This window comes from Sphingomonas sp. (genome assembly GCF_040398505.1).
Classification (GTDB): domain Bacteria; phylum Pseudomonadota; class Alphaproteobacteria; order Sphingomonadales; family Sphingomonadaceae; genus Sphingomonas.
In genome coordinates this window covers 42434-64807 of record NZ_JBBATX010000001.1, presented here as the reverse complement: position 1 = coordinate 64807, position 22374 = coordinate 42434, and the positions used below count along the sequence as shown (strand labels likewise).

Sequence of the window (22374 nt, the reverse complement as noted above, 5' to 3'; positions counted from 1 at the left end):
GGTCGCCGGGGTCACATGAACTCACTTTCGATTGCGTCGGGTGTGCGACTGGTGTCGCGGCTCAAGACCTATTTCAAGACCCGCGATTTCATCTTTCACGACGGGCGTGATCTCCAGCGTTTCAGCCTCGGTGCGCGCTCGCAAGCGGTCATGGCGGGCGTTGCCAGCATTACCCTGTGCTTTTCGGCATATGGTGTCGCCCAGGCAGCGGTCGGCGCGGTCGCGCTGAGCGGAATTGTCGATGCACCGCTCTCGCCCGAAGCCAAGGTCGCGCAACTGCAGGTGCGCGTCACCAAGATGCAGGCCGATGTCGCAACGATCAAGCATGCCGCGCAGGTTCGTGCCACGCGCGTCGAACAGCGTCAGGCGCTGCTGGTGGCGGTCGTCTCGGGCAAGGCCGATGTCGCGTTGCTGTCGCGACCGACCCCGAACATCGATCCAAAATCCGACGCGCTCGCGGCCGATGTGGTCGCGCCGCTCAAGCGGGTCGAGCAGCAGCAAGTCGCCGTCATCGGGCAAGCGCGCCGTGTCGCCGATCAACGGTTTGCTCGCGCGCTCGCGCATGTTCGCAGTCTGGGCATCGCGCCGGAACGTCTCATGCCGCAGCGCCCCGCGATGGGCGGCCCGTTCGAAGCAGTCGATAGCGCCGCGGCCGAGGCCGATCTGCGCGCCGATACACAATTCCGCTCGCTGTTCATGACGTGGAAGAAGCTCGACACGCTCGAACAGGGCGTGATCGCGATTCCCTCGGCGCAGCCGGTCGATCATATGGCCTATACCAGCAATTACGGCATCCGCTCCGACCCGTTCCGTGGCACCGCGGCGATGCATGCCGGGGTCGATATTCCCGGGCCGGTTGGCACACCAGTCTATGCAACCGCCGATGGCATGGTCAATCGCGCAGAGCGTTCGGGCGGTTATGGCAACATGGTCGAGCTCGATCATGGCAAGGGCATTCAGACCCGCTACGGTCATCTCTCCAAAATCCTCGTCGAGGCCGGCACGCGCGTCCACCGTGGCCAGCTGATCGCGTTGATGGGGTCGACCGGGCGCTCGACCGGGCCACATCTGCATTACGAAGTGCGGCTCGATGGGCATGCGGTGAACCCGGTGCCGTTCCTGCAAACCGCTGATTATTTGCTGGCGGCGCAGGACAAGGCGGTCCGGGTCATGCCGGTGGGCGTGGGTGGTCCGGCGGCGGATTGATCGGACGCGCATTGCCGACACGGCCGTAACCTCCTATCTTGGCAGGATGGCAACACTCGCTCCCCAAATCGCGCTGACCCCCTCTGCCGCAGCGCGTGTTGCCGCGATCGCGTCGAAGCAGGGCAAGCCGGCGATTTTGCGACTGTCAGTCGATGGCGGCGGTTGTTCGGGTTTTCAGTATAAGTTCGGTTTTGCCGATAGCGTCGATCAGGACGATGCCGTGGCCGAGCAAGACGGGGTACGGTTGGTGGTCGATTCGATCAGCCTTGATCTCGTCCGCGGCTCGGCGGTCGACTATGTCGAGGAACTCGGCGGCGCGGCGTTCAAGGTGACCAACCCCAATGCCGCCTCGGGGTGCGGTTGCGGTTCCAGCTTCGCGGTGTAAACCGACCCTGAACAAGGGATCGCCCACGTGAAGATCGTCACCTTCAATATCAATGGCATCAAGGCGCGGCTGCCGCGCCTGATCGAATATCTGGCTGAGCAGCAGCCCGATGTCGTGTGCCTGCAGGAACTCAAGACCAGCGACGAGACCTTTCCCGAGGCGGACATCCGCGCGGCTGGATATGGCGCGATCTGGCACGGCCAGAAGAGCTGGAACGGCGTGGCGGTGTTGGCGAAGGGGCAGGATCCGGTCGAGCGGCAGCGGGGGCTGGTGGGCGAGAGCGAGGACGACCATAGCCGCTATCTCGAGGCCGAGGTGAATGGGGTGACGATCGCCTCGCTCTATTTGCCCAATGGCAATCCGCAGCCGGGGCCGAAATTCGAGTATAAATTGCGCTGGATCGATCGGCTGCGCGCACGCGCGCTCGAACTGCTCGCCGAGGAAACGCCGGTCGTGCTGGCGGGCGATTACAATGTCATCCCCAATGACGACGATACCTATTCGGTGCGCGCGATGCAGGACGATGCGCTGATGCAGCCCGAAAGCCGCGCTGGGTTCCGCGCGCTCGTCGCGCAAGGCTGGACCGATGCGCTGCGTACGCGCTACCCGAGTGGCGGGGTGTGGACCTTCTGGGATTATCAGGCGGGCGCGTGGCAGCGTGACGCCGGGTTCCGGATCGACCATTTGTTGCTTTCGCCGATCGCGGCGGACCGGCTGGTCGATGCCGGCGTCGACAAGGAGTATCGCGCGCGCGAGAAAGCGAGCGACCACGCGCCGACCTGGGTAACGCTGCGGTGACGCGGTGGCTCGCGGCAAGCGTGCTGGTGTTCGTGGCAAGTCCGGCCTTGGCCGAAGATCGCGACTATTGTCCGACGCGGCCGGGGCTCGGCACCACACCCTGCACGATCGCGCCAAAGCATGTTTCGGTCGAAATGGCGCTCGCCGACTGGACGCTCGACGATCAGCCCGATCAGCGCACCGATACGGTGTTGGTCGGCGACACGATCGTCCGCGTCGGGCTGACCGACAGTATCGAGGCGCAGCTCGGCTGGACGCCGTATGGCCATGTCCGCATGCGCGACAAGACGACACAGGCGGTCGATATGGCGGGACGAGTCGGCGACGTGACGCTCGGGATGAAAGCGAACCTGCTCCACCCGGACGGCAGCGGTCTTTCGATTGCGCTTCAGCCGTTTGTCAGCGTGCCCGTCGGCCGCGCGCCGGTCGGCGCGGGAAATTGGGGAGCGGGTGTCGTGGTGCCGGTGACCTACGATCTCAGCGAAACGCTCAATTTGGCGACCACGAGTGAAATCGATGCGGCGGTCGATAGCGCAGGCGGCGGACGGCACCTGGCCTATTCCGAAGTGATCGGGCTCGGCGTCAGGCTGTCCAAGGCGCTGACCGCGACGATCGAAGGCGCGGTGCTGCGCGATGAGGATCCGGGCGGCAAGACCACGCAAGATCTTGCCTCGGCATCGCTCGCCTGGGCGGCGAAAGACGATCTGCAAGTCGATCTGGGCGCCGTTGCGGGGCTCAATCGCGCTGCCCCGGATGTCGAACTCTATTTCGGCGTTTCGCGGCGCTTCTGAGCCTTAACCGCCTGCCGCAAAATGGTGTGAAAGGCCGAAGTTTGGTGGGTTTCACCATTCAGCGCTCGTTCAAAAATTTCGCTATCTCTCTGAAAAACTGTCCTTCTTGTGTCTGGCATGACTAATGCACTAACACAGTGGCGGGTCGATATACCCGCAGGTTTTTTAGCGGAGGATATCATGACCAAGCTGTTCCTGATCACCACGGCGGCACTGTTGAGTGTCGCCGCCTCGCCCGTCGTCGCGCGCGATACACGCCCGACCGCGACGCCGACCACCGAAGCACCGCAGGCCGCTGCGGACGGCGCGCGCGTCGCAACTCCGGCGAAAAAATATTGCGTCCTCGATGAAAGGACGGGGTCGCGGATCGCGCGCAAGACTTGCAAAACGCGTGAGGCATGGCTCGAAGAAGGCTTCGATCCGCTCGCCAAGAACTAAGCCGGCGCGGTGCCGCGCTCACCCCGCGGCACCGCCACCCGGTCACAGCGCCTTTTCAAAAATCCAGTAGCGCTTGTTGATGTCGCAGTTGATCGCCTCGGCGATCGAATTCATCCCCTGATTATCGTCGAGGATCCAGCCGATTTCGCCGCGCGTCGCGCCGTAATGGGCCACCGACGCGTCCTTGATTTGCTGGATCAGCATGAAGGCCAGCTGGCTCGCCAAACGCGACGATTGCAATTCCTTCAACACGCCCATCAACGGGACGCGCATCGTCTTCACGCGCGGCTTGCGCAGAAACAGCAGCAGTTTTGCCCAGCCGAACGGAAAGAGATTGCCCTTAAGCGGTGCGATCGCTTCGTTGAGATCGGGCAACGTGATCATGAACGCGACCGGCTTGCCGTCGAGTTCGGCGATACGGATCAGGTCGTTGAACACGATCGGCTTTAACTTCACGCCGACATCGGCGATCTCGGGCGGAGTCAGTGGCACGAAACCCCAATTGTCCGACCAGGCATCGTTGAGGATGGCGAGGATCGTCGCGGCTTCCTCCTCGAACTTGCTCTTGTCGACATGCCGGATATGGATGCGCGGATTTTTGTCGCCCGATGCGATGATCCGCTGCAGCAGCGGCACGAAATCCTTGGTGATGTCGAGCTCATAGGTCACCAATTCCTTGACCTTGTGATAGCCAGCGGCCTCGATCCAGCCGCGATATTCGGGCTTGGCATGGCCCATCATGATCGTGGGCGGATGATCAAACCCTTCGACCAGCAGCCCGGGCTCCTCCCAGATCGACATGCTGATCGGGCCGAGCACGCGGTTCATGCCCTGGCCGCGCAGCCAGCCCTCGGCGGCGTTGATCAACGCTTTTGCCGTATTGGCGTCCTCGGCATCGAACAGGCCGAATTGCCCGCAGCCGGGGCCGAAACCCTTGGACGGGTCCATGGTCAGCGCCAGCGTATCGAAATGCGCGGAGATTCGCCCGACGACCGTGCCGCCGCGTTCGGCGAGGAACAATTGCGCCTTGGCGTGGCTGAACCAGCCATTCTTCTCTGGCGTGATCAGGCCGAGCGCCTCGCCCTTGAGTGGCGGGACCCAGTTCGGATCGTCCTGGTAGAGGCGGAAGGGGAGATCGACGAAGCGCTTGCGATCGGCCTTGCTGCTGATGGGGCGAATGGAAAGCGAAGCAATGGCCACAGGTGCGGTCCCTCCAGAAAAGTGCGCGACACGTCCCGCGTGCGCGCGCCGCTGTCAAGCGCGGGAAACGCGGAGGGGTGGGGCGGAACATCCGCCTTTTGCTGCCACCATCTAGCCACTATCTTCTTGCAATGGCCCCTTCCATGGACACTTTGTTGACGTTCGAGCGGCGCGATGCCGCCTCTGCCGGGGACGCCCCGCGCGGCCGCTTGTCGAGCATTGCCGACGACAAGGCGATGCTGCGCGCGGCGGCCGAGCTGACGCGCGACCTCAACCCGCCCCGCGCCGCGATTTACTGGAGCGACCTGCTGCTGTCGGCCGGGATCGGCTATGCCGCGCTGGCGCTGGCAATGACGCTTGGCTCGGTCGGCTGGGCGGTCGCGGCGAGCGTGGTCGCGGTGCTGGCGCTGTATCGCGCAGGCAGCTTCATCCACGAAGTCACGCATATCCGGCATGCGTCGCTGCCGGGTTTTCGTCTGGGATGGAATCTGATCGCCGGCATCCCGTTGCTCGTGCCGAGCTTCATGTATGAAGGCGTCCACAACCTGCATCACGCGCGCACGCGTTACGGCACAGTCGAGGATCCCGAATATCTGCCGCTGGCGTCGATGAAGCCGTGGACGTTGCCGTTGTTCATCCTGACCTCGATCCTCGCGCCGATTGCGCTGATCGTGCGCTATGGCTTGCTGACGCCGCTGTCGCTGGTCGTGCCGGGGATGCACCGCGTACTGGTCGAACGCTATTCGTCGTTGTCGATCAACCCCGCCTTCCGCCGCCGCGCGGCCGAAGGCGAAGCGGCGCGGTTGTGGTGGATGCTGGAGGGCGCGTGCAGCGTCTGGGCGGTCACGCTGATCGTGCTGATCGCGACCGGCATTTTCCCGCTGCGGATGGTCGCGATCGCGCTAGCGATCACCTCAGGCGTGTACGTCCTCAATCAGATCCGCACGCTCGTCGCGCATTTGTGGGACAATCACGAAGGCGAGACGATGACCGTCACCGCGCAATATCTCGACACCGTCAACGTGCCGCCGCCGGCTTTGCTGCCGGCGCTGTGGGCACCTGTTGGCTTGCGCTATCATGCGCTGCATCATTTGCTGCCGGGCTTGCCGTACCATTCGCTGGCGGAGGCGCATCGGCGGCTGTCCAAGGCACTTGGGACGGAGTCGCCGTATCACACGGCTAGTTATCCGGGGTTGCCGGGACTGGTTGCACGGCTGGTGCGCTCGACGATGGGGTCGACTTCGGGACGAGGTTAATTCGCACCGGCTGGCCCCGCGCCGGTTCTTGCAACCGAATCAGCGTAATAGTCAGCACCAGCGCGGCCAAAATGAAGGCGAGCAGCGCCGTCCGATAGTTGCGGACATGCAGCGCATAGACCGATCCGCCAAGGCTCACCAAACCGGCGAGGAGCCAGACGATCGTCGGGACCGACGATGCGTCGATCACTATTCCTCAGTCCTTATCAGCACCGCCTCGCCGATCATGAAGAACAGCAGGAACGGCGCCCATGCCGCGAGGAAGGGCGGATAAGCGCCCAAATTGCCCATCGCCAGCGCGAAATTGTCGGCGACGAAGTAGAGAAATCCGAGCATCATCCCGATCACCGCGCGCACGAACAGCTTGCCCGATCGCGCCAGCCCGAAGGCGGAGACAGCACCGAGCAGCGGCATCAGGATCGATGAGAGCGGCCCTGACAATTTATGCCACATCGCCCCTTCCAGCGCCTTGGTCGGGCGACCCCCGGCCTTCAGATCGGCAATGGCCGACCATAAGGCCCTGAACGACAGGCCGTTTGCGTTCACGGTTGCCAAGGTGAACTGATCAGGCCGCACGCCGGACGCAATCACGGTCTCACCAACCTGTGTCAGCTTGCCGCTGGCGACATCGAAGCGCGTCGCCGGGCCGACTTTCCAGCCGTCACCCTGCCGCACGCCGTTTTTGGCTGAGACGATTGCGACCAGATTGCCGCCGGTTCGATCGAACAAGGTGATGCCGGTCAGCTTCGTGGTATCGCCGCGCCCGCTGATGTGATCGACTTGTAACAGATCGTCGCCGTTGCGGACCCATACGTTGCTGCGGTCGCCGCGATCGACCGGGACCGGGCCATATTCGAGCTTCTGCCACTGGTCGAGCGTGGCGCTCGCGCGGGTGACGAAGCGTTCGTTGAAGGTGAAGGAAATGATCGCGACGCCAAGCGCCGCAATCAGCAGCGGTGCCAGCACTTGATGCGCCGACAAGCCAGACGCTTTGAGCGCGACCACTTCGCTATTCCCGTTAAGCGTCGAGAGCGTGATGATCGTGCCTAAAAGCACCGAAAACGGCAGAAATTGCGCGACGATCGCGGGAATGCGCAGGGACATATAGCGCAGGACTTCGGCTTGGCCATTTCCGGGATGCGCCAGGATGTGGCCCGATTCACTCAGCAGATCGAGCGCCTGCAGGATCAGCACCAGCATCGCCAGCACCGCGAAGGTGCGCAGCAGGAACATCTTGCCCATGTAAAGCGACACGGTGCGCGACGGGAAAAGCTGGAACGAGATCATGCGACCGCGCCCTTGTCACGCCGCCACGGCAGCAACTTTACGATCGCCTGGCTCAGCTTGGAAAAGACGCGTTCAAGCGCGCCGATCGGCTGCCCGCCTGGAACATAGGCGATGGTGTAATACATCCATAGCGTCAGCCCGGCGAATACCGCGAACGGAATCCAGATCGCCAAAAACGGATCGATTTTGCCGAGTCCGCCGACTGCCTGCGCATATTCGTTCACCTTGTGATAGGCGACGATCATCACAATCGCGAGGAACACGCCAAGCGCCGAGGTCGAGCGTTTGGGCGGTACGCCCAGCGCCAGCGCGAGCAGCGGCAATAGCAGGATCGACAGAACTTCGGCGGTGCGGAAGTTGAAGGCGGCCTGACTGGTGGCGCGGGCTTCTTTGCTCGCGCCGCGATCGCCGCCGATCCGGACGAGTTCGGGCAGCGTGCGCTCAAGATTTTCGGCCCCGCGCATCCGGAAGTTTTCTGTCTTGGGCAAGGGAATCGGCAAATCGTTGATGCTGAAGCGCAACACGCGTGGCGTCGCCACATTCGCCTCGGTGCGGATCAGCGTGCCGTCGGTCAGGCGGAAAATGATTTCGTCGAGATTCTCGGTCGCGAAGAATTGCCCGCTTGCGGCGGTGACGGCGATCGAGCCGCCCTTGCCGTCGTCGCGGCGCAGGAAAATACCCGACAGACGACGCCCCGAGTCATGGCTCTGCTCGATCCTGAGCGTCATGTCCTTGCCGAAATGCGTGAACTCGCCGACCTTGATCGACGCGCCGAGCGCCCCGGTGCGCAATTCGAAGCGCAGCTTTTCGTAATTGAAGCGCGCCTCGGGCTGAACGAAGCCGACGATCGCCAGATTGACCGCGCCGAGCGTGAGCGCGAACAGATACGGCACGTACAACATCCGCGTGTAGCTCATGCCCACGGCGCGCATCACGTCGAGCTCCGACGACGTCGCCAGTTTACGGAAGGCGAGCAACGTGCCGAGCAACAGGCCGACCGGAATGCCCAGACCAAAATATTCGGGCAGCAAATTGGCCAGCATCCGCCACACCACGCTGACCGGGCCGCCTTCGGTCGCGACGAAATCGAACAAGCGCAGCATGCGATCGAGCACCAGCAGCATCGCGAAGATGACGAGGGTCGAAACCAGCGGCACTGCGATCAGCCGGGCCATGTAGCGGTCGATGGATTTCATGATGCGGGGGAGGGGGCGTCCGGCCGGAGGGGAGGGGCGTTAGACGGCGGTGGCCGTATCGTCGCTATATCGGCGTGATGCGGCTTCGTCAGCTACCAAATCATTCCGCCGCGATGCTGTTGATCCTGTTATCGGGTGGACCCGCGGCATCGGCCGCCGCCGCCGCGACCGCGCGCTCAAGCGCGGCGAGCGTAAAGGGTTTGCGCAACACGTGGTGCCCGCCAAACTCGGCCGCGCCGCCCGCTTCGCCAGCATAGCCCGTCACGAAAAGAACAGCAATATCAGGGCGTTCCTGCAACAAGCCGGCGATCATTTCCGGGCCGGTCTGACCCGGCATCAACACGTCGCTGACGATCAAATCGACCCGGTCGAGGCGGTCCAGCGTCGCCGGCGCGGCGAGCGGATCGTTACACGCGACGGGGCGGTGACCGAGCTCTTCGAGCGCGCCGATTGTGGCGGCGAGGACGCGCGGATCGTCCTCCACTACTAGAATATCGAGCGCTCGATGTTCGAATGGAGCGGGTGCGGCGGGCGTGGTTTTATCCGTTGCGCGCGCGTCGGCGCCGTAGCGCGGAAGATACAGCGTCACCGTCGTGCCTACGCCGACGATTGATTCCAGCCCGACCTCACCATCGGCTTGCCGGACGAAGGCGAACACCTGGCTGAGGCCAAGGCCAGTGCCCTTGCCCGCCGGCTTGGTGGTGAAGAACGGTTCGAACACGCGCTCGAGCAGATCGGGTGCCATGCCGCAGCCGGTATCGGCGACCGACAGCGCGACATAGTCCCCCGCCCGGCACGTCCCGACCGCCCCCTCCGCCAGCGTCACCCCGGCCGTCGTGATCGTCAGCTTGCCGCGTCCGTCCATCGCATCGCGCGCATTGACGGCGAGATTGAGCACGGCATTTTCAAGCTGATGCCGGTCGGAGCGGACCAGCCAACTGCCGCTTTCGGGGGCATGGACATCGACCTCGATCGTGTCGCCGAGCGTGCGATCGAGCAGATCGGACATGCCGAGCACCAGCGCGACCGGCTCGATCGGTTCCGAGCGCAGCGCCTCCTCGCGCGAGAAAGCGAGGAGCTGCCGGGTTAAAGCCGCGGCACGATTGGCCCCTTCGGTCGCGTTGTCGATATGGCGCTGCGCCGCGACCGGATCGGTCTCCACCTGGCGTTTGGCCAGTTCGAGTCCGCCGAGCACGACCGCCAGCATATTGTTGAAATCATGCGCGATGCCGCCGGTCAATTGCCCGACCGCCTCCATCTTCTGGACCTGCCGCAGCTTGCTTTCCTGCGCCAGCAAAACGGCGGAGGCGCGTTCGACCGCCGCTTCCAATTCGGTCGCGCGATCACGCTCGGTCGCGGCCTCGGTGCGGGCCACGGCGCGTTGCCCGAGCGCCGTCACGGTCAGCCACCCAAGCGCAACCGCGCCCGCCGCGAGCAGCATGCCGAACACCGAGAGCGTACTGGCCACCCCGGTCGAGCGCGCGACGGACTTCATCGCGACGCCGGTGCGCTTTGCCAGAACCGTGCGCTCCTGCGCGCCGATCTGATCGAGCACGCGGTCGATTTCGGCGCGGGCGGGGGCCGCGCGCGCTTTGTAGTACAGCGCCAGCGCCTGATCGTTGCGTTTGTACAGCGTGTTGAGCGCCACATTGCTGAGTTCGTCGCCGCGCGTCGCCATCGCGCGCTGCAATTCGGTGGTCAACGCCTGCTGTTCGGCACTGTCGCGCGTGATCAGGTCGAGCCGCGCGAGTTGCTGGTTCGCCAGCGTCCAGTCGGCCGAATAGGCCTGACCCAATTCCTTGTCGGCGCTGATCACATGGCGCCCGAGCGACGCCTCGGCATGCGCGATCGTGCCCGACAAAGTGGCCGAGAGGATCATCACTTCGTAACTGTGCGTTTGCAGTTTCAGCGCATTGTCGCGCTGGCGGTTCGCCTCGCCCAGCGTCAGATTGAGCGCGACGAGCACCGCTACGCCGAGCGCGGCCATGCCGAGCAGCGCTACCGTATGCCAGGCCGTGCCGGCTCGATCCGTGCCGGTCGCATCGGGCTGAGATCCGCTCATGTCAGCACCTTACCGCACGCCGCGACTCGTGGATAGAGTCGCGGCGCTCGCGTCAGCCAATCGCACCGGTTGCCTGTCCCGCGGCTTCGAACATCTGCAGCACACGCGCGATTTGTGCGGGCGTATGTTCGGCGCACAGCGAACAGCGCAGCAGATAGGTGCCCGCGGGTGTGGCGGGCGGGCGCGCCATGTTCACATAGAGACCGCCATCCAGCAGCAATTGCCACATCGCCACCGCCTGCGCTTGATCGTCGAGGATGATCGCGATGATCGCGCTGTCGGGCTTTTCGGTGCCGAGCTTGAAGCCGAGCGCCTTGAGCCCGCCGTGGAGCGATCGGGCATTTTCCCACAGCTGGCGGCGCTTGGCGTGCGCATGCTTCAGCTTGCGGATCGACGTGGCCGCAGTCGCGACGACCGAGGGCGGCAGTGATGCGGTGAAGATATAGGGACGGCATACCAGCCGGATCGCCTCGAACTTCGGATGGTTCGACACGCAGAAGCCGCCGACCGTGCCGACCGATTTGGAGAAGGTGCCGATGATGAAGTCGACATCGGCCTCACAGCCCTGCTCCTCATACACGCCGCGGCCATTGGGGCCGTAAAAGCCCATCGAATGGGCTTCGTCGCTCAGCACCATCGCATTATGCTTCTTGGCGACGGCGACCATTTCCTTGAGCGGCGCGATATCGCCGAGCATCGAATAGACGCCCTCGAGCACGACCAATTTGCCCGGCTCCTTGGGCAGGCGACCGAGGCGCTTGTCGAGATCCTCGACCGAATTATGGCGAAAGCGGACGATCTCGGCATTGCCCTGCTGGCATCCGTCATAGATTGAGGCATGGCTGTCGGCGTCGAGGATGACATATTCGCCCTTGCCGGCAAGCGTCGAAATCATCCCGAGATTGGCCATATAGCCGGTCGAAAAGACGATCGCGCCCGACACGTTGTAGAAATCGCGAAGTGCATCCTCGACCTCGATATGATCACGGAAGGTGCCGTTGAGCATACGGCTGCCATTGGTGCCCGATCCGTACTGGTCGAGCGCGTCCTTGCCCGCCTGGATCACGTCGGGGTCGAAGGTCATGCCCATGTAATTGTAGGTGCCGAGCAGGATTGTGTCGCGCCCCGCAATCACCGCCTCGGTCGGCGATTTCACGTGTTCCATCACGATCGCGAACGGATCGGTGACGCCGGTGTCGATCAGCGCCTGACGCTCGGCGATGATTGGGTCGAATTTCGACATGAGGTCGCGTTCGGGGGCGACCATGGGTGGATCGAAGACAAGCTTTTCGGGGGCGAGGCCAGCATCACTCATCGGATCAACCCTTCAACTTTTCGACCGCATCGACCAATTGGCCGACGGTTTCGATTTCGGCCTGCATGTTCATCGTGATGATGATTTCGAATTCGTCCTCGATCGCGGCGACGAAATCCATCACGGTCAGGCTGTCCCATTCGAGGTCGCCCTGGAAGGTCGTGGCATCGCTCAGCGGCACGCCTTTCTTGTTGAACGGCTCGATCTGGGCGGTGACGGTGTCGTAAATGTGTTGGCGGTCGGTCATGCTCGGTCCTTAAAGGGTCGTGACGCTTTGCCGGACAAATGCGGCGGCTTTATAGCAAGCCTATAACAAGCCGTTTGCACGATACCATGCGGCGGTTGTTGCGAGGCCCTGCGGCGTGGCGATGGCGGGCTGCCAGAGCTGCGACGGCGGGCGCTTGGCGGGATCGATCGTCCAATCGGGGTGGCAGAGATAGCCGACGCGGTCTGGTGTGAGCTTCGCGCCCGTGCCGCGAAACGTTTTGTCGGCGTGCGCGATCAGCGTCAGCAGTGCCTTGGGCAAGGCGATCGGTAGCACGTTGCGCCCGACCGCGACGCCAATCGCGCGGATCAGCTCGGCGTGGCTCCATCCGCCAGGTCGTCCGTCATCGGGCTCGAGGATCGACGCGGGCATGTCGGCGGTGGCGAGCGTCAGCAATAAGCTTGCGATGTCATCGACATGGATCACCGATACCCGGCCGCCGGGGGGCAGCGCGGCAATGCCCGATTTCGCCATGCGGAACAGGTCGCGCATCTCCATGTCGCCGGGGCCGTAGATTCCGGGCGGGCGGACGATCGTCCAGTCGAGCCCGGAGGCGGCGACCACCGTTTCGGATTCGATCTTCGACCAGCCATAGATCGAAAGGTGCGGCTCGCGCGCGGCGAGCGAGGAGACGTGGACGAAGCGGCGCACGCCCGCGCGCTGTGTCGCATCGAGCACCGATTGCGTGCCTGCAATGTTTCCGGCGGCAAAGCCGGCGCGATCGGGCGCGTTGACCACGCCCGCAATGTGCAGGACGGCGTCGGCACCCTTGACCAGCCGGTCGAGCGGTTCGGGCGTGTCGAGTGCGCCTTCGATCCAGCTGACGCCGTCGCGCTCCGGCTGTGGGCGGCGGGTGAGCGCGCGGACGGTGTGGCCTGCGGCGAGCGCGAGGTCGATCGTGCGCGATCCCACAAAGCCGGTGCCGCCGGTGATGGCGAGGATGGTCACTTACCCTCTCCCTTTGGGAGAGGGTCGAGCCGCGAAGGCGGCGAGGGGTGAGGGTGAGGCGGGCGTCACCCTCACCCTTCCGCCGCTTTGCGGCTCCCTCCCTCTCCCATAGGGAGAGGGAAATTCAGAGAATGCTGCCATCACACCAGCGCCATGTGGTTGCGGTGAACGAGCGCGGACCGCGGCGCATAGCCGAGGATTTCGGCTTGCGCGTCGCTACGCTTGCCGGTCAAGGCGGCGGCTTCGGCGGCGTCATATTCGCTGAGGCCCCGGGCGAGCGTCCGCCCGTCCGGCCCGATGATCGCGACCAGATCGCCGCGCACGAAGGTACCCGCCACGCGCGTCGCGCCCGCTGCGAGCAAGCTCTTGCCGCTCGACAAGGCCGTGGCGGCACCTGCATCGATGACGATCTCGCCCTTCGCAGTCAGCCCGCCCGCCAGCCACGCCTTGCGCGCGGGGGCGGTACGTTCGGCGACAAAGACCGTGCCACACCCGCTCGCATCATAGGCGGCAAGCGGATGTTCGACATGCCCCGATACGATCGCCAGATGCGCGCCAGCCGCAGTCGCGATCCGCGCGGCGGCGATTTTCGACACCATCCCGCCCGATCCCATGCCCGACGCCGATCCGCCATCGGCCATTGCCTCGATCGCGGCATCGATCCGCTCGACGCGGTCGATCAGAGTCGCGCCCGTGTTGGTATTGGGGTTGGCGTCGTACAGGCCAGCGACATCGGACAGCAGGATCACGCCGTGCGCGCCCGCCGCTTGCGCGATGCGCGCGGCGAGCCGGTCATTGTCGCCGAAGCGAATCTCTTCGGTCGCAACGCTGTCATTCTCGTTGATCACCGGCACCACGCCGAGCGACAGCAGCCGCCCGAGCGTCGCCGAGGCGTTGAGATAGCGGCGGCGGTCCTCGAGATCGTCGAGCGTCACCAGCATCTGCGCCGCGGTCAGGCCCTCGGCCTCAAGCAATTCGGCCCAGATTTGCGACAGCGCGATTTGCCCGGTGGCGGCGGCGGCTTGTGCATCCTCAAGGCTGGCGCGCCCGCCCTTGGGGAGCTTCAGGCGACGTGCGCCAAGCGCGATTGCGCCCGAGGAGACCACGGCGATCTCCTGGCCGGCGCGGACGCGTGTCGCGATGTCGGCAACTAGGCTGCTCAACCACGCGCGCCGCACGGTGCCATCGGCGGCGACGAGCAGCGACGAGCCGACCTTGACGATCAGGCGCGCGCAGGCGGCGGGGGCGAAGACGGACATTACGCCCCGCGTTAGCGTGTGACGGGGCTTGCGCCAATGACCGTTAGTCGCGCGCGAAAATCTCGGCGTGGGGGATGGTGAGGTTTAGCGCGGGCAGGGGCGAATCAACCGCGTCGTCATGCGACACATCGCTCCACCCGTGCGCGGCGGTGCGTTGCACGATGCGCAGACGCTCAATCGCGATGTCCACGAACACGATCGTATCGACGCTGTCGATCGCTTTATATTCGTCGAATTTGATCCGCAGGTCGGTACGCGCAGTTCCGGCGGACAGGATTTCGATGAGAACTTTTGGGTCGCTGAATGAGGTGGCCTGTTCGTCCCGGTCCTGGCCGCAGAACACCGATACATCGGGATAGCGGATCGAAAGATCATGCGTCCGTGTCGCCATGTCCGAGCCATAGGGTCGGCATCCGCTACCCCGAAGATGTTGCCGCAGCCACGACACAATGTTGATCTGCACCTCGGCATGCCGCGCCGTTCCGCCCGCCATCATGCGAATCACGCCGTTGTCGAGTTCGGCCTTGCGATCGCCGAAATCGATTTCGAGGAATTCCTCGGCGGTCAGCAGGGGATAGACAATCTGAGTCGCCATGGCGGTTTTATACCATATCGGGCTGGCGCTTCAAACCGGCGACCATTCCCCCGGTGGCGTATCGTCGTCGCGTGCGGGGGCGCCCTCGGCCGGGCCGATCGCTTCGATCAGCCGGTCGAGCACCGCCTCGATTCCCGTGCCGCCAGCGCCCGAGAGCGGCATGACCTCGGACTTGCTCGCGCGCTTGAGCTTGGTGACGAGCTTCTTCACGTCGGCAGGATCGAGCGCGTCGATCTTGTTGAGGCCGATCACTTGCGGCTTATCCACAAGCCCGCCGCCATAGGCATCGAGTTCTCCACGCACGATCCGGTAGTTACCCACAGGATCCTCCTCGGTCGCATCGACCAGGTGGAGCAGCACCTTGCAGCGTTCGATATGGCCGAGGAAGCGATCGCCGATCCCCGCGCCATCGGCGGCACCTTCGATCAGGCCCGGAATATCGGCCACGACGAATTCGCGATTGTGGCGGCTGACGACGCCCAATTGCGGGCGCACGGTGGTGAAGGGATAAGCGCCGACCTTGGCCTGCGCATTGGTCACGGCGTTGATGAAGGTCGATTTGCCGGCATTGGGTAAGCCGACCAGCCCGGCATCGGCGAGCAGCTTCAAGCGGAGCCACACCCACATTTCCTGATACGGCCAGCCGGTACCGTGTTGGCGCGGCGCGCGATTGGTCGAGGTTTTGTAGGTCGCGTTGCCGCGCCCGCCATCGCCGCCGCGCAGGAACACGACGCGCTCACCCGGAACGGTGAAATCGGCGAGGACTTCTTCCTTGTCCTCGCTCAGCACTTGCGTACCGATCGGCACGCGGATCAGCAGATCGTCGCCGCCCGCGCCAGTGCGGTTCGAGCCCGACCCGCCATGGCCGCGCGGCGCGCGGAAATGCTGGGTGTAGCGAAAGTCGATCAGCGTGTTGAGGCCGGGCACGGCTTCGAAGATGATGTCGCCACCCTTGCCGCCATTGCCACCGTCGGGGCCGCCATATTCGATGAACTTTTCGCGCCGAAAGCTGACGGCACCGGGGCCGCCTGCGCCCGATCGGACGAAGATCTTTGCTTGGTCGAGGAAATGCATGGCGCGATGCCTAGCGCTTTAGCGCAGCTAAAGCCACACCGGCATCGCGCCCGGCCGGCCTTGCTGCAGCAAGGACCGACGACGTGGCTTTGCCACGGCGCTTTTCCTCACGCCGGCAGGATCGCCCGCGACGCCATCAGCGCCCGAGTCGCAATCGTCCGCGCGGCTTCCGGCGGCAAGCCCAGCCCCTTGGCCATCGCGCCGCCGAGCAAGGCGTCGCCCATCGCCATCAGCACCAGTTGCAACGTGTCTTCGTGGATGTGCTTGCCCGCTTCCGCATCCTCGGCAAGATCATCGACCAGCCGGTGGATCGCGCTGAGCACGGGATCGAGCGCGTCATGATTACCCGACAGGATCATCCACGCCGCCATCGCGCCGGCACCATTGACGAAGGCATCGAAGGTCAGATCAACCACTTCGCGCGGATCGGCGTCGCCGAGGCGTGCGCGCTTTGCTGCGGCGCCGATCTCTTCGGTAATCGTGTCGGCGAGGTGCGTGATCAGCGCCTTTTGCAGATCCGCTGCCGAGCCGAAATGGTGGAGCAAATTGGCATGCGTCCGCCCGATCCGCGCCGCGACGGCCTTGAGCGTAACGGCCTGTGGGCCGAGCTCGACCAGCAAGGCCCGTGCCGCTTCGATCGCGGCATCGCGGGATTCTTCCGGGCTGAGCCGTTTGCGGACTATTGACATTGATGTAAGTAACGCATAATTCTAACCTGTGTTTCTTGCTGTTCGGAGGTTTTCATGGCGAAAGCAACCACTCCCGCCGATTTGACGATCGTCCCGCGTGACTTGCGCTTCGGGCGCGGCACGAAGATGCGCCGTTGCTGGCTCAACAACGATCCGTTCGCGACCGCGTTCTATAATGCATTGTCGGTGACCTTTCCCAAGGGCGAGGGCTTCTTTGTCGATAGCGTGCGCACGTTTCGCGAGGGCACGGCGCCGCGGCTGCACGGCGAGATTCAGGCGTTCATCAAGCAGGAAGTGATCCACACGCGCGAACACGTTGCGTTCAACCGCCACGTCACCGATCAGGGCTATGACGTGTCGCGGCTCGAGCAGCATATCGACGAAGCGCTTGCGCTGACCAAGGGACGCCCGCCGATCGCGAGCCTGGCCGCGACGATGGCGCTCGAACATTTCACCGCGATCATCGCGCATCAGCTGATCGCCAACCCGCGCCATCTGGCGGGCGGGGACGAGCAGGCAGCGGCACTGTGGCGTTGGCATGCCGCTGAGGAAATCGAACATAAGGGCGTCGCGTACGACACGTGGCTGCACGCGACGCGCGATTGGACGCGCTGGAATCGGTGGAAGATCAAGGCGCTGGTGATGGTCGGCACGACGATCAAATTCTTCGCTGGTCGCTATAAGGGGATGCTCGAACTGCTCCGGCAGGATGGCATCACCGGTGCGAAGGCGCATTTCGGCATCCTGTGGTACGCGCTCGGGCGGCCCGGCATGGCGCGGAAGATTCTCGGCGCGTGGATTTCGTTTTTTCTACCCGGCTTCCATCCGTGGAACCATGACGATCGCAAGCTGATCGCGCTGGCCGAGAGCGACTATGCGGCCGCGGTGTTGCCGCGTGCGGCGCTGGCGGCGTGAGCGGTTGACGTTACCCCGATGACGCTTCCCCGGCGGAGGCCGGGGAAGCGTGCGGGGAAGGGAAGCGCTAAAAAACCGGCTCTTCCCCCGGTTTCTCTGGCACGTGAATGCCGCATTCGACCTTTTCCCACCCGCGCCAGCGTCCGGCGCGGGGGTCTTCGCCGGGGAGCACTTTCGAGGTGCACGGCGCGCAGCCGATCGACGCATAGCCCTCCGCCTCAAGCGGATGGCGTGGCAATTGATGTTCGGCGAAATAGGCATCGAGCGCGGGCTTGTCCCAATCCGCCAGCGGGTTGAGCTTGAGCCGACCCTCATCCTCTTCGAAGCGAGGCAACGCGTCGCGCGTCCCGGCCTGGAAGCCCTTGCGGCCCGACAGCCATGCATCGAACGGCGCGAGCGCACGGCGCAGCGGCTCGACCTTGCGCAAGTCGCAACAGCCGTCGGGGTCATAATTCCAGCGCAGGCCGGTCGCATCCTTCGCCGCGAGCAAGCGCGGATCGGGGCGGAACACGCGCAAATCGGTAAAGCCGAGCGTTTCCGAAAGCGCGTCACGATATTGCAGCGTCTCGCCGAAAATCTTCTGCGTGTTGAGGAAGATCACGGGAATGTCGCGATCGATCTGCGCGATCAGGTGCAGCAGTACCGCACTTTCCGCGCCGAACGACGACACCGCCGCCACCCGACCCTTGAGCTCGCCGGTCAGCAGATCGCCGAGCATGTCGCGTGTGCCGACACCGGCATAGCGTGCCTCCATCGCCGCCGCATCGGCGGGCGAGAAGGGGGCGACGTCGATCAGGTCGAGCTTGCGTGCTGCATTAGCCATGCCGCAACTTCCAAATCGGCACGCCCCCGTCGGCGGCCTTTTGATAGACATTGTCGTACCGCGTGAGCGAGGCCTCGAGCGTGGCCGGATCGATTTCGCTTTCGGGGGCGAAACTGTCGAAGCCACAGCGTTTCATCAACGGCATCTGATCGACCAGCACGTCGCCCTGCGCGCGGAGTTCACCACCATAGCCGGCTTCGCGCAGGATGCGCGCGGCGGAATAGCCGCGCCCGTCGCGGAAACTGGGGAAGCTTACTTCGACCAAGGCGATGCGATCGAGATAGGGCAGCAGCGCGCGCGCGTCGTCGCCCGCTTCGAGGCGGACGGCGGTGGCGTTGGTCTGGGTATCGAGGAACGCGTCGAGCGTGACCGCGGGTTCGTCGTGCTGCACGTCACCCATAAAGCGCCTCCTTGAACGGTTCCATGCCGACGCGGCGATAGGTGTCGAGGAAGCGTTCGCCATCCTCGCGACGCTCGAGATAGACGTTGGTCACCGTCTCGACCGCATCGACAATGCCGTCCTCGTCAAAGCCGGGGCCGGTGATCTTGGCCAGACTCACATCCTCCGCGCCCGATCCGCCGAGCGAGAGCTGGTAATTCTCGGTGCCCTTCTTGTCGACGCCGAGGATACCGATGTGGCCGGCATGGTGATGCCCGCAGGCATTGATGCAGCCGCTGATCTTGAGCTTCAATTCGCCAAGGTCGCGCTGCCGTTCCGGGTCAGCGAAGCGTTCGGCGATCTTCTGCGCGACCGGGATCGAGCGGGCATTGGCGAGGCTGCAATAATCGAGGCCAGGGCAGGCGATGATGTCGCTGATCAAATCGAGGTTGGCCGGCGCGAGGCCGGCCGCGTCGAGCGCCTGCCAAAGAGCGTAGAGGTCAGCCTGATGCACATGCGGCAGCACGATGTTCTGCGCATGCGTGACGCGCAGCTCGTCAAAGCTGTAGCGCGCGGCCAAATCGGCGAGCACGTCGATCTGCTCCGCGCTGGCATCGCCCGGAATGCCACCGGCGGGCTTCAGGCTGACCGTGACGATCGTGTAGCCGGGCTGTTTGTGCGCGGCGGTGTTCTGATCGATCCACACCGCGAAATCCGGGTCGCGGCGGTCGAGCGGAGCGACAGCGTCGGTCCGGAACGCGGGCGGGGCGAACATCGCGGTGATGCGGTCGAATTCGGCCTTGGGCGGATCGAGACCGAGCGCCTTGACGCTCACGAATTCCTCCTCGACCTGACGGCGATACTCGTCGGGGCCGATTTCGTGGAGCAGGATCTTGATCCGCGCCTTGTAGATATTATCGCGCCGACCGTAGCGATTATAGACGCGCAGGCACGCCTCGACATAGCTGAGCAAATCGGCGGCGGTGACGAAGTCGCGGATCTCGTGGCTGATCATCGGCGTGCGGCCCATGCCGCCGCCGACGAAAATCTTGCCGCCGAGCACGCCGTCACGCGTCAGCAGCTGGATGCCGATATCGTGCAGCCGCATCGCCGCGCGGTCTTCCTCCGCGGCGATTACCGCGATCTTGAACTTGCGCGGCAGATAGCTGAATTCGGGGTGGAAGGTGCTCCACTGGCGCAGCAATTCGGCCCAGATGCGCGGATCGGCGACTTCGTCGGCGGCGGCCCCGGCATATTGATCCGACGAGATATTGCGGATGCAATTGCCCGAGGTCTGGATCGCATGCATCTCGACCGTTGCCAGTTCGGCGAGGATGTCGGGGGCCTGGTCGAGCTTGATCCAATTATACTGGATGTTCTGCCGCGTGGTGAAATGGCCATAGCCGCGGTCATATTTGCGGGCGATGTGCGCGAGCATCCGCATCTGACGGCTGTCGAGCGTGCCGTACGGGACGGCGACGCGCAGCATGTACGCGTGGAGTTGCAGGTACAGACCGTTCATCAGCCGCAGCGGCTTGAACTGATCCTCGGTGATTTGGCCCGCCAAGCGGCGCTTTACCTGATCGCGAAACTCCTCGACGCGGGCGTCGACGATCTGTTGGTCATATTGGTCATATTTATACATTGTGATTCTCGCGGAGACGCGGAGACGCGGAGGAAGAGGAAGGTTTGTTCGCGCAGAGGCGCGGAGGCACGAGGGAAGAAGAAGTTTGATTCGCGCGGAGACGCGGAGACGCGGAGAGGTTGTGCGGGTGGTGAGGATGCGCGTCAGCGCAAACCATCACTCCTGCTGCCCGAATGTTCGAGGCCCGCTGCGCGGCAAGCGAAACATCTCCGCGTCTCCGCGTCTCCGCGTGAAACATCATATCACCCAGCTCCCCGCCATCGGATCGGCAGGCTTGAGCGTCAGATCGGGGCGGACCGTCGGGCCGAGCGCGCGGACGCGGTCTTTGATGTGGGCGGGGCGGGGGCCTTCGGGGGTGGCGGTCGCATCGATCACGTACGCGCCGTTGACGCGGCGCGCGCCTTCCTCGGCGCGGGCGATGCTCTCACCCTGATCACCGACATCGCTCGCCTCCTCGACGTGACGCGACCAGGCCTGCCCGGTCCACCAGATCACATCGCCGCTCGGCAAATCATTCCCGGTCAGCAATCTCACGCCACACTCTCCGCAATTCTGGCCCAACGGCCCAATTTATCCTCGGCGTCGGACAGATGGACGACGTCGCCGACGACGATGATCGCCGGACTGGCAACCTTTTCGCGCGTTACCATCTCCCCGAGATCGGCGAGCAAAGTCTTGATCGCGCGGTGCCCGTCGAGCGTCCCGCGTTCAAGCACCGCGACCGGCATTTCGGGTGCGACGCCGTCGCACATTAATTTGTCGGCGATGTCGCTTGCAGTCGCGACGCCCATATAGATGACGAGCGTGCGGCCCTTGCCGGCGAGGCCAGACCAGTCCTGATCGGCGAGGCCCTTGCACTGGCCGGCAACAAAACTGACCGCACTCGCATGATCGCGGTGGGTGAGCGGGAGCATTGCCTCGGCCGCGCAACCGAGGGCGGCCGATACGCCGGGGATCACTTCGATCGGGAGACCCGCTGCGCGCACGGCTTCGACCTCTTCGCCGCCGCGCCCGAAAATGAACGGGTCGCCGCCCTTGAGCCGGACGACGATGCGGCCTGCCTGCACCTGCGCGACGATCAGCGCGTTGATTGCTTCCTGCGGCAGCGTGTGGCGCGCGCGCTGCTTGGCGACGGAAATGCGCTGCGCCTGCGGGGGGGCAAGATCGAGCACGCGCGGATCGATCAGGCCGTCATGGACGACGATGTCGGCCTGCTTCAGCGCGGCGACGGCGCGCACGGTCAGGAGGCCGGGATCGCCGGGGCCGGCGCCAACAAGGATAGCGCGCCCCACCTTTGAGGAGATGGGCGCGGTCGGATCAAGGGGTGTTGCCATCGCTGTCAGATGGGCTGGACCAAGCGCTTCCGCAATTCAAGGATGCTTTGTGGTCGGGTAGGTCAGCTTTTGTCGAGCGCGTTACTCGACAATATGAAAATCGGGGTTCGCCGGATCGACATAGGCGCTTTGCAGCGTGAGGATGCTGCACCCGGTGCGCGATTCGTGCGGCCCGTGGACGACGCCCGTGGGGTGCGTCACGAAGGCGCCCGGCCCGAGCGTTTCGCCGGCATTGATGAAGTCCCCGCTCAGCACGTAATGCGCCTCCGGCCCGTCATCGTGATAATGCGCCGGGATCCGCGCGCCGGGCGCAATATGGATGATCGTGGTGACAAGACCGCGCGCGGCATCGATATTGACCAGCGTCGCGGTCACGCCGTCGGGCGGGGTGGTGCCGGGAATGGGAAAGGGGACGGGGGCCAGCATATCGGTCTGGGCGACGATCGATTGACCTTCGACTTGCATGATCCGCTCCTCTCGTAACACTCCGCCGCGCTGCATTTGCGTCTGGCGC

General features: G+C 64.3%; 24 protein-coding genes. 7 read left to right on the top strand and 17 right to left on the bottom strand.

Going from position 1 to position 22374, the window contains the following annotated elements:
- Positions 1-15: 15 nt before the first annotated feature.
- From ABWP09_RS00345 to ABWP09_RS00325, 5 genes are all read left to right on the top strand, one after another.
- Complete coding sequence (locus ABWP09_RS00345) at positions 16-1206, top strand: M23 family metallopeptidase (RefSeq protein WP_353203176.1); 1191 nt, start codon at positions 16-18, stop codon at positions 1204-1206.
- Positions 1207-1252: 46 nt separating this feature from the next.
- A complete protein-coding gene (erpA, locus tag ABWP09_RS00340) occupies positions 1253-1591 on the top strand; it encodes an iron-sulfur cluster insertion protein ErpA (protein ID WP_353203175.1) in 339 nt (112 codons plus the stop codon).
- Positions 1592-1618: 27 nt separating this feature from the next.
- Positions 1619-2389: an exodeoxyribonuclease III gene (gene xth, locus ABWP09_RS00335; RefSeq protein WP_353203174.1), complete on the top strand. Its 771-nt coding sequence runs from the start codon at positions 1619-1621 to the stop codon at positions 2387-2389.
- Positions 2386-3180: a transporter gene (locus tag ABWP09_RS00330; RefSeq protein ID WP_353203173.1), complete on the top strand. Its 795-nt coding sequence runs from the start codon at positions 2386-2388 to the stop codon at positions 3178-3180. Before xth ends, ABWP09_RS00330 begins: the two co-directional genes overlap by 4 nt.
- Positions 3181-3360: 180 nt before the next feature.
- Positions 3361-3618 carry a hypothetical protein gene (locus tag ABWP09_RS00325; protein WP_353203172.1) on the top strand — a complete coding sequence of 86 codons (258 nt, stop codon included), beginning with the start codon at positions 3361-3363 and terminating at the stop codon, positions 3616-3618.
- A 42-nt stretch (positions 3619-3660) separates the two neighbouring features.
- On the opposite strand, the gene ABWP09_RS00320 is transcribed toward ABWP09_RS00325, so the two are convergent.
- The gene (locus tag ABWP09_RS00320) at positions 3661-4818 is read right to left on the bottom strand and encodes an N-acetyltransferase (protein WP_353203171.1); all 1158 of its coding nucleotides are present in this window, start codon (positions 4816-4818) and stop codon (positions 3661-3663) included.
- A gap of 143 nt (positions 4819-4961) precedes the next feature.
- On the opposite strand from ABWP09_RS00320, the gene ABWP09_RS00315 reads away from it, so the two are divergent.
- Positions 4962-6074 (top strand): fatty acid desaturase family protein, encoded by a 1113-nt coding sequence (locus ABWP09_RS00315; protein WP_353203170.1) that lies wholly within the window; start codon positions 4962-4964, stop codon positions 6072-6074.
- A gap of 189 nt (positions 6075-6263) precedes the next feature.
- Here the strand turns inward: ABWP09_RS00315 and lptG are convergent, their stop codons facing one another.
- The 10 genes from lptG to ABWP09_RS00265 form a co-directional block, all read right to left on the bottom strand.
- Positions 6264-7361 carry an LPS export ABC transporter permease LptG gene (gene lptG / locus ABWP09_RS00310; protein WP_353203169.1) on the bottom strand — a complete coding sequence of 366 codons (1098 nt, stop codon included), beginning with the start codon at positions 7359-7361 and terminating at the stop codon, positions 6264-6266.
- Positions 7358-8557: an LptF/LptG family permease gene (locus ABWP09_RS00305; RefSeq protein ID WP_353203168.1), complete on the bottom strand. Its 1200-nt coding sequence runs from the start codon at positions 8555-8557 to the stop codon at positions 7358-7360. The genes lptG and ABWP09_RS00305 overlap by 4 nt, the downstream gene beginning before the upstream one ends.
- 100 nt (positions 8558-8657) lie before the next feature.
- A complete protein-coding gene (locus tag ABWP09_RS00300) occupies positions 8658-10619 on the bottom strand; it encodes an ATP-binding protein (protein WP_353203167.1) in 1962 nt (653 codons plus the stop codon).
- Between the two features lie 52 nt (positions 10620-10671).
- On the bottom strand, positions 10672-11934 hold the full coding sequence (spt, locus tag ABWP09_RS00295; protein ID WP_502959733.1) for a serine palmitoyltransferase: 1263 nt from the start codon (positions 11932-11934) through the stop codon (positions 10672-10674).
- Positions 11935-11938: 4 nt separating this feature from the next.
- Positions 11939-12181, bottom strand: a complete 243-nt coding sequence (locus ABWP09_RS00290; RefSeq protein WP_353203166.1) for an acyl carrier protein — start codon at positions 12179-12181, stop codon at positions 11939-11941.
- Between the two features lie 60 nt (positions 12182-12241).
- Positions 12242-13147, bottom strand: a complete 906-nt coding sequence (locus tag ABWP09_RS00285; RefSeq protein WP_353203165.1) for an NAD-dependent epimerase/dehydratase family protein — start codon at positions 13145-13147, stop codon at positions 12242-12244.
- A gap of 140 nt (positions 13148-13287) precedes the next feature.
- Entirely contained in the window at positions 13288-14406 is a 1119-nt protein-coding gene (gene proB / locus ABWP09_RS00280; protein ID WP_353203164.1) for a glutamate 5-kinase, read from the bottom strand.
- Positions 14407-14449: 43 nt separating this feature from the next.
- Entirely contained in the window at positions 14450-15001 is a 552-nt protein-coding gene (locus ABWP09_RS00275) for a Uma2 family endonuclease (protein ID WP_353203163.1), read from the bottom strand.
- 30 nt (positions 15002-15031) lie between these two features.
- Positions 15032-16075, bottom strand: coding sequence for a GTPase ObgE (gene obgE, locus ABWP09_RS00270; RefSeq protein ID WP_353203162.1), 1044 nt, complete (start codon positions 16073-16075; stop codon positions 15032-15034).
- A gap of 107 nt (positions 16076-16182) precedes the next feature.
- Positions 16183-16764 (bottom strand): TetR family transcriptional regulator, encoded by a 582-nt coding sequence (locus ABWP09_RS00265; protein WP_353203161.1) that lies wholly within the window; start codon positions 16762-16764, stop codon positions 16183-16185.
- Positions 16765-16818: 54 nt separating this feature from the next.
- On the opposite strand from ABWP09_RS00265, the gene ABWP09_RS00260 reads away from it, so the two are divergent.
- The gene (locus ABWP09_RS00260) at positions 16819-17679 is read left to right on the top strand and encodes a metal-dependent hydrolase (RefSeq protein ID WP_353203160.1); all 861 of its coding nucleotides are present in this window, start codon (positions 16819-16821) and stop codon (positions 17677-17679) included.
- 67 nt (positions 17680-17746) lie between these two features.
- Here the strand turns inward: ABWP09_RS00260 and ABWP09_RS00255 are convergent, their stop codons facing one another.
- The 6 genes from ABWP09_RS00255 to ABWP09_RS00230 form a co-directional block, all read right to left on the bottom strand.
- Positions 17747-18502 carry a phosphoadenylyl-sulfate reductase gene (locus ABWP09_RS00255; protein ID WP_353203159.1) on the bottom strand — a complete coding sequence of 252 codons (756 nt, stop codon included), beginning with the start codon at positions 18500-18502 and terminating at the stop codon, positions 17747-17749.
- Positions 18495-18902, bottom strand: a complete 408-nt coding sequence (locus ABWP09_RS00250) for a DUF934 domain-containing protein (protein WP_353203158.1) — start codon at positions 18900-18902, stop codon at positions 18495-18497. The genes ABWP09_RS00255 and ABWP09_RS00250 overlap by 8 nt, the downstream gene beginning before the upstream one ends.
- Entirely contained in the window at positions 18895-20526 is a 1632-nt protein-coding gene (locus ABWP09_RS00245; RefSeq protein ID WP_353203157.1) for a nitrite/sulfite reductase, read from the bottom strand. The genes ABWP09_RS00250 and ABWP09_RS00245 overlap by 8 nt, the downstream gene beginning before the upstream one ends.
- Positions 20527-20763: 237 nt before the next feature.
- Positions 20764-21060, bottom strand: a complete 297-nt coding sequence (locus ABWP09_RS00240) for a DUF2849 domain-containing protein (protein ID WP_353203156.1) — start codon at positions 21058-21060, stop codon at positions 20764-20766.
- Positions 21057-21860, bottom strand: coding sequence for a uroporphyrinogen-III C-methyltransferase (gene cobA / locus ABWP09_RS00235; protein ID WP_353203155.1), 804 nt, complete (start codon positions 21858-21860; stop codon positions 21057-21059). The genes ABWP09_RS00240 and cobA overlap by 4 nt, the downstream gene beginning before the upstream one ends.
- 81 nt (positions 21861-21941) lie before the next feature.
- Positions 21942-22325, bottom strand: a complete 384-nt coding sequence (locus ABWP09_RS00230; RefSeq protein WP_353203154.1) for a cupin domain-containing protein — start codon at positions 22323-22325, stop codon at positions 21942-21944.
- Positions 22326-22374: the final 49 nt, after the last annotated feature.

What these genes read in the sequence shown, in the direction of transcription:
- ABWP09_RS00290 (WP_353203166.1), bottom strand. Translation starts at nt 12,181, where the DNA reads ATGACCGACCGCCAACACATTTACGACACCGTCACCGCCCAGATCGAG.
- lptG (WP_353203169.1), bottom strand. Translation starts at nt 7,361, where the DNA reads ATGATCTCGTTCCAGCTTTTCCCGTCGCGCACCGTGTCGCTTTACATG.
- ABWP09_RS00305 (WP_353203168.1), bottom strand. Translation starts at nt 8,557, where the DNA reads ATGAAATCCATCGACCGCTACATGGCCCGGCTGATCGCAGTGCCGCTG.
- cobA (WP_353203155.1), bottom strand. Translation starts at nt 21,860, where the DNA reads ATGGCAACACCCCTTGATCCGACCGCGCCCATCTCCTCAAAGGTGGGG.
- ABWP09_RS00325 (WP_353203172.1), top strand. Translation starts at nt 3,361, where the DNA reads ATGACCAAGCTGTTCCTGATCACCACGGCGGCACTGTTGAGTGTCGCC.
- ABWP09_RS00245 (WP_353203157.1), bottom strand. Translation starts at nt 20,526, where the DNA reads ATGTATAAATATGACCAATATGACCAACAGATCGTCGACGCCCGCGTC.
- ABWP09_RS00300 (WP_353203167.1), bottom strand. Translation starts at nt 10,619, where the DNA reads ATGAGCGGATCTCAGCCCGATGCGACCGGCACGGATCGAGCCGGCACG.
- ABWP09_RS00260 (WP_353203160.1), top strand. Translation starts at nt 16,819, where the DNA reads ATGGCGAAAGCAACCACTCCCGCCGATTTGACGATCGTCCCGCGTGAC.
- ABWP09_RS00315 (WP_353203170.1), top strand. Translation starts at nt 4,962, where the DNA reads ATGGACACTTTGTTGACGTTCGAGCGGCGCGATGCCGCCTCTGCCGGG.
- ABWP09_RS00345 (WP_353203176.1), top strand. Translation starts at nt 16, where the DNA reads ATGAACTCACTTTCGATTGCGTCGGGTGTGCGACTGGTGTCGCGGCTC.
- erpA (WP_353203175.1), top strand. Translation starts at nt 1,253, where the DNA reads ATGGCAACACTCGCTCCCCAAATCGCGCTGACCCCCTCTGCCGCAGCG.
- ABWP09_RS00265 (WP_353203161.1), bottom strand. Translation starts at nt 16,764, where the DNA reads ATGTCAATAGTCCGCAAACGGCTCAGCCCGGAAGAATCCCGCGATGCC.
- ABWP09_RS00275 (WP_353203163.1), bottom strand. Translation starts at nt 15,001, where the DNA reads ATGGCGACTCAGATTGTCTATCCCCTGCTGACCGCCGAGGAATTCCTC.
- obgE (WP_353203162.1), bottom strand. Translation starts at nt 16,075, where the DNA reads ATGCATTTCCTCGACCAAGCAAAGATCTTCGTCCGATCGGGCGCAGGC.
- ABWP09_RS00255 (WP_353203159.1), bottom strand. Translation starts at nt 18,502, where the DNA reads ATGGCTAATGCAGCACGCAAGCTCGACCTGATCGACGTCGCCCCCTTC.
- ABWP09_RS00230 (WP_353203154.1), bottom strand. Translation starts at nt 22,325, where the DNA reads ATGCAAGTCGAAGGTCAATCGATCGTCGCCCAGACCGATATGCTGGCC.
- ABWP09_RS00250 (WP_353203158.1), bottom strand. Translation starts at nt 18,902, where the DNA reads ATGGGTGACGTGCAGCACGACGAACCCGCGGTCACGCTCGACGCGTTC.
- proB (WP_353203164.1), bottom strand. Translation starts at nt 14,406, where the DNA reads ATGTCCGTCTTCGCCCCCGCCGCCTGCGCGCGCCTGATCGTCAAGGTC.
- spt (WP_502959733.1), bottom strand. Translation starts at nt 11,934, where the DNA reads ATGAGTGATGCTGGCCTCGCCCCCGAAAAGCTTGTCTTCGATCCACCC.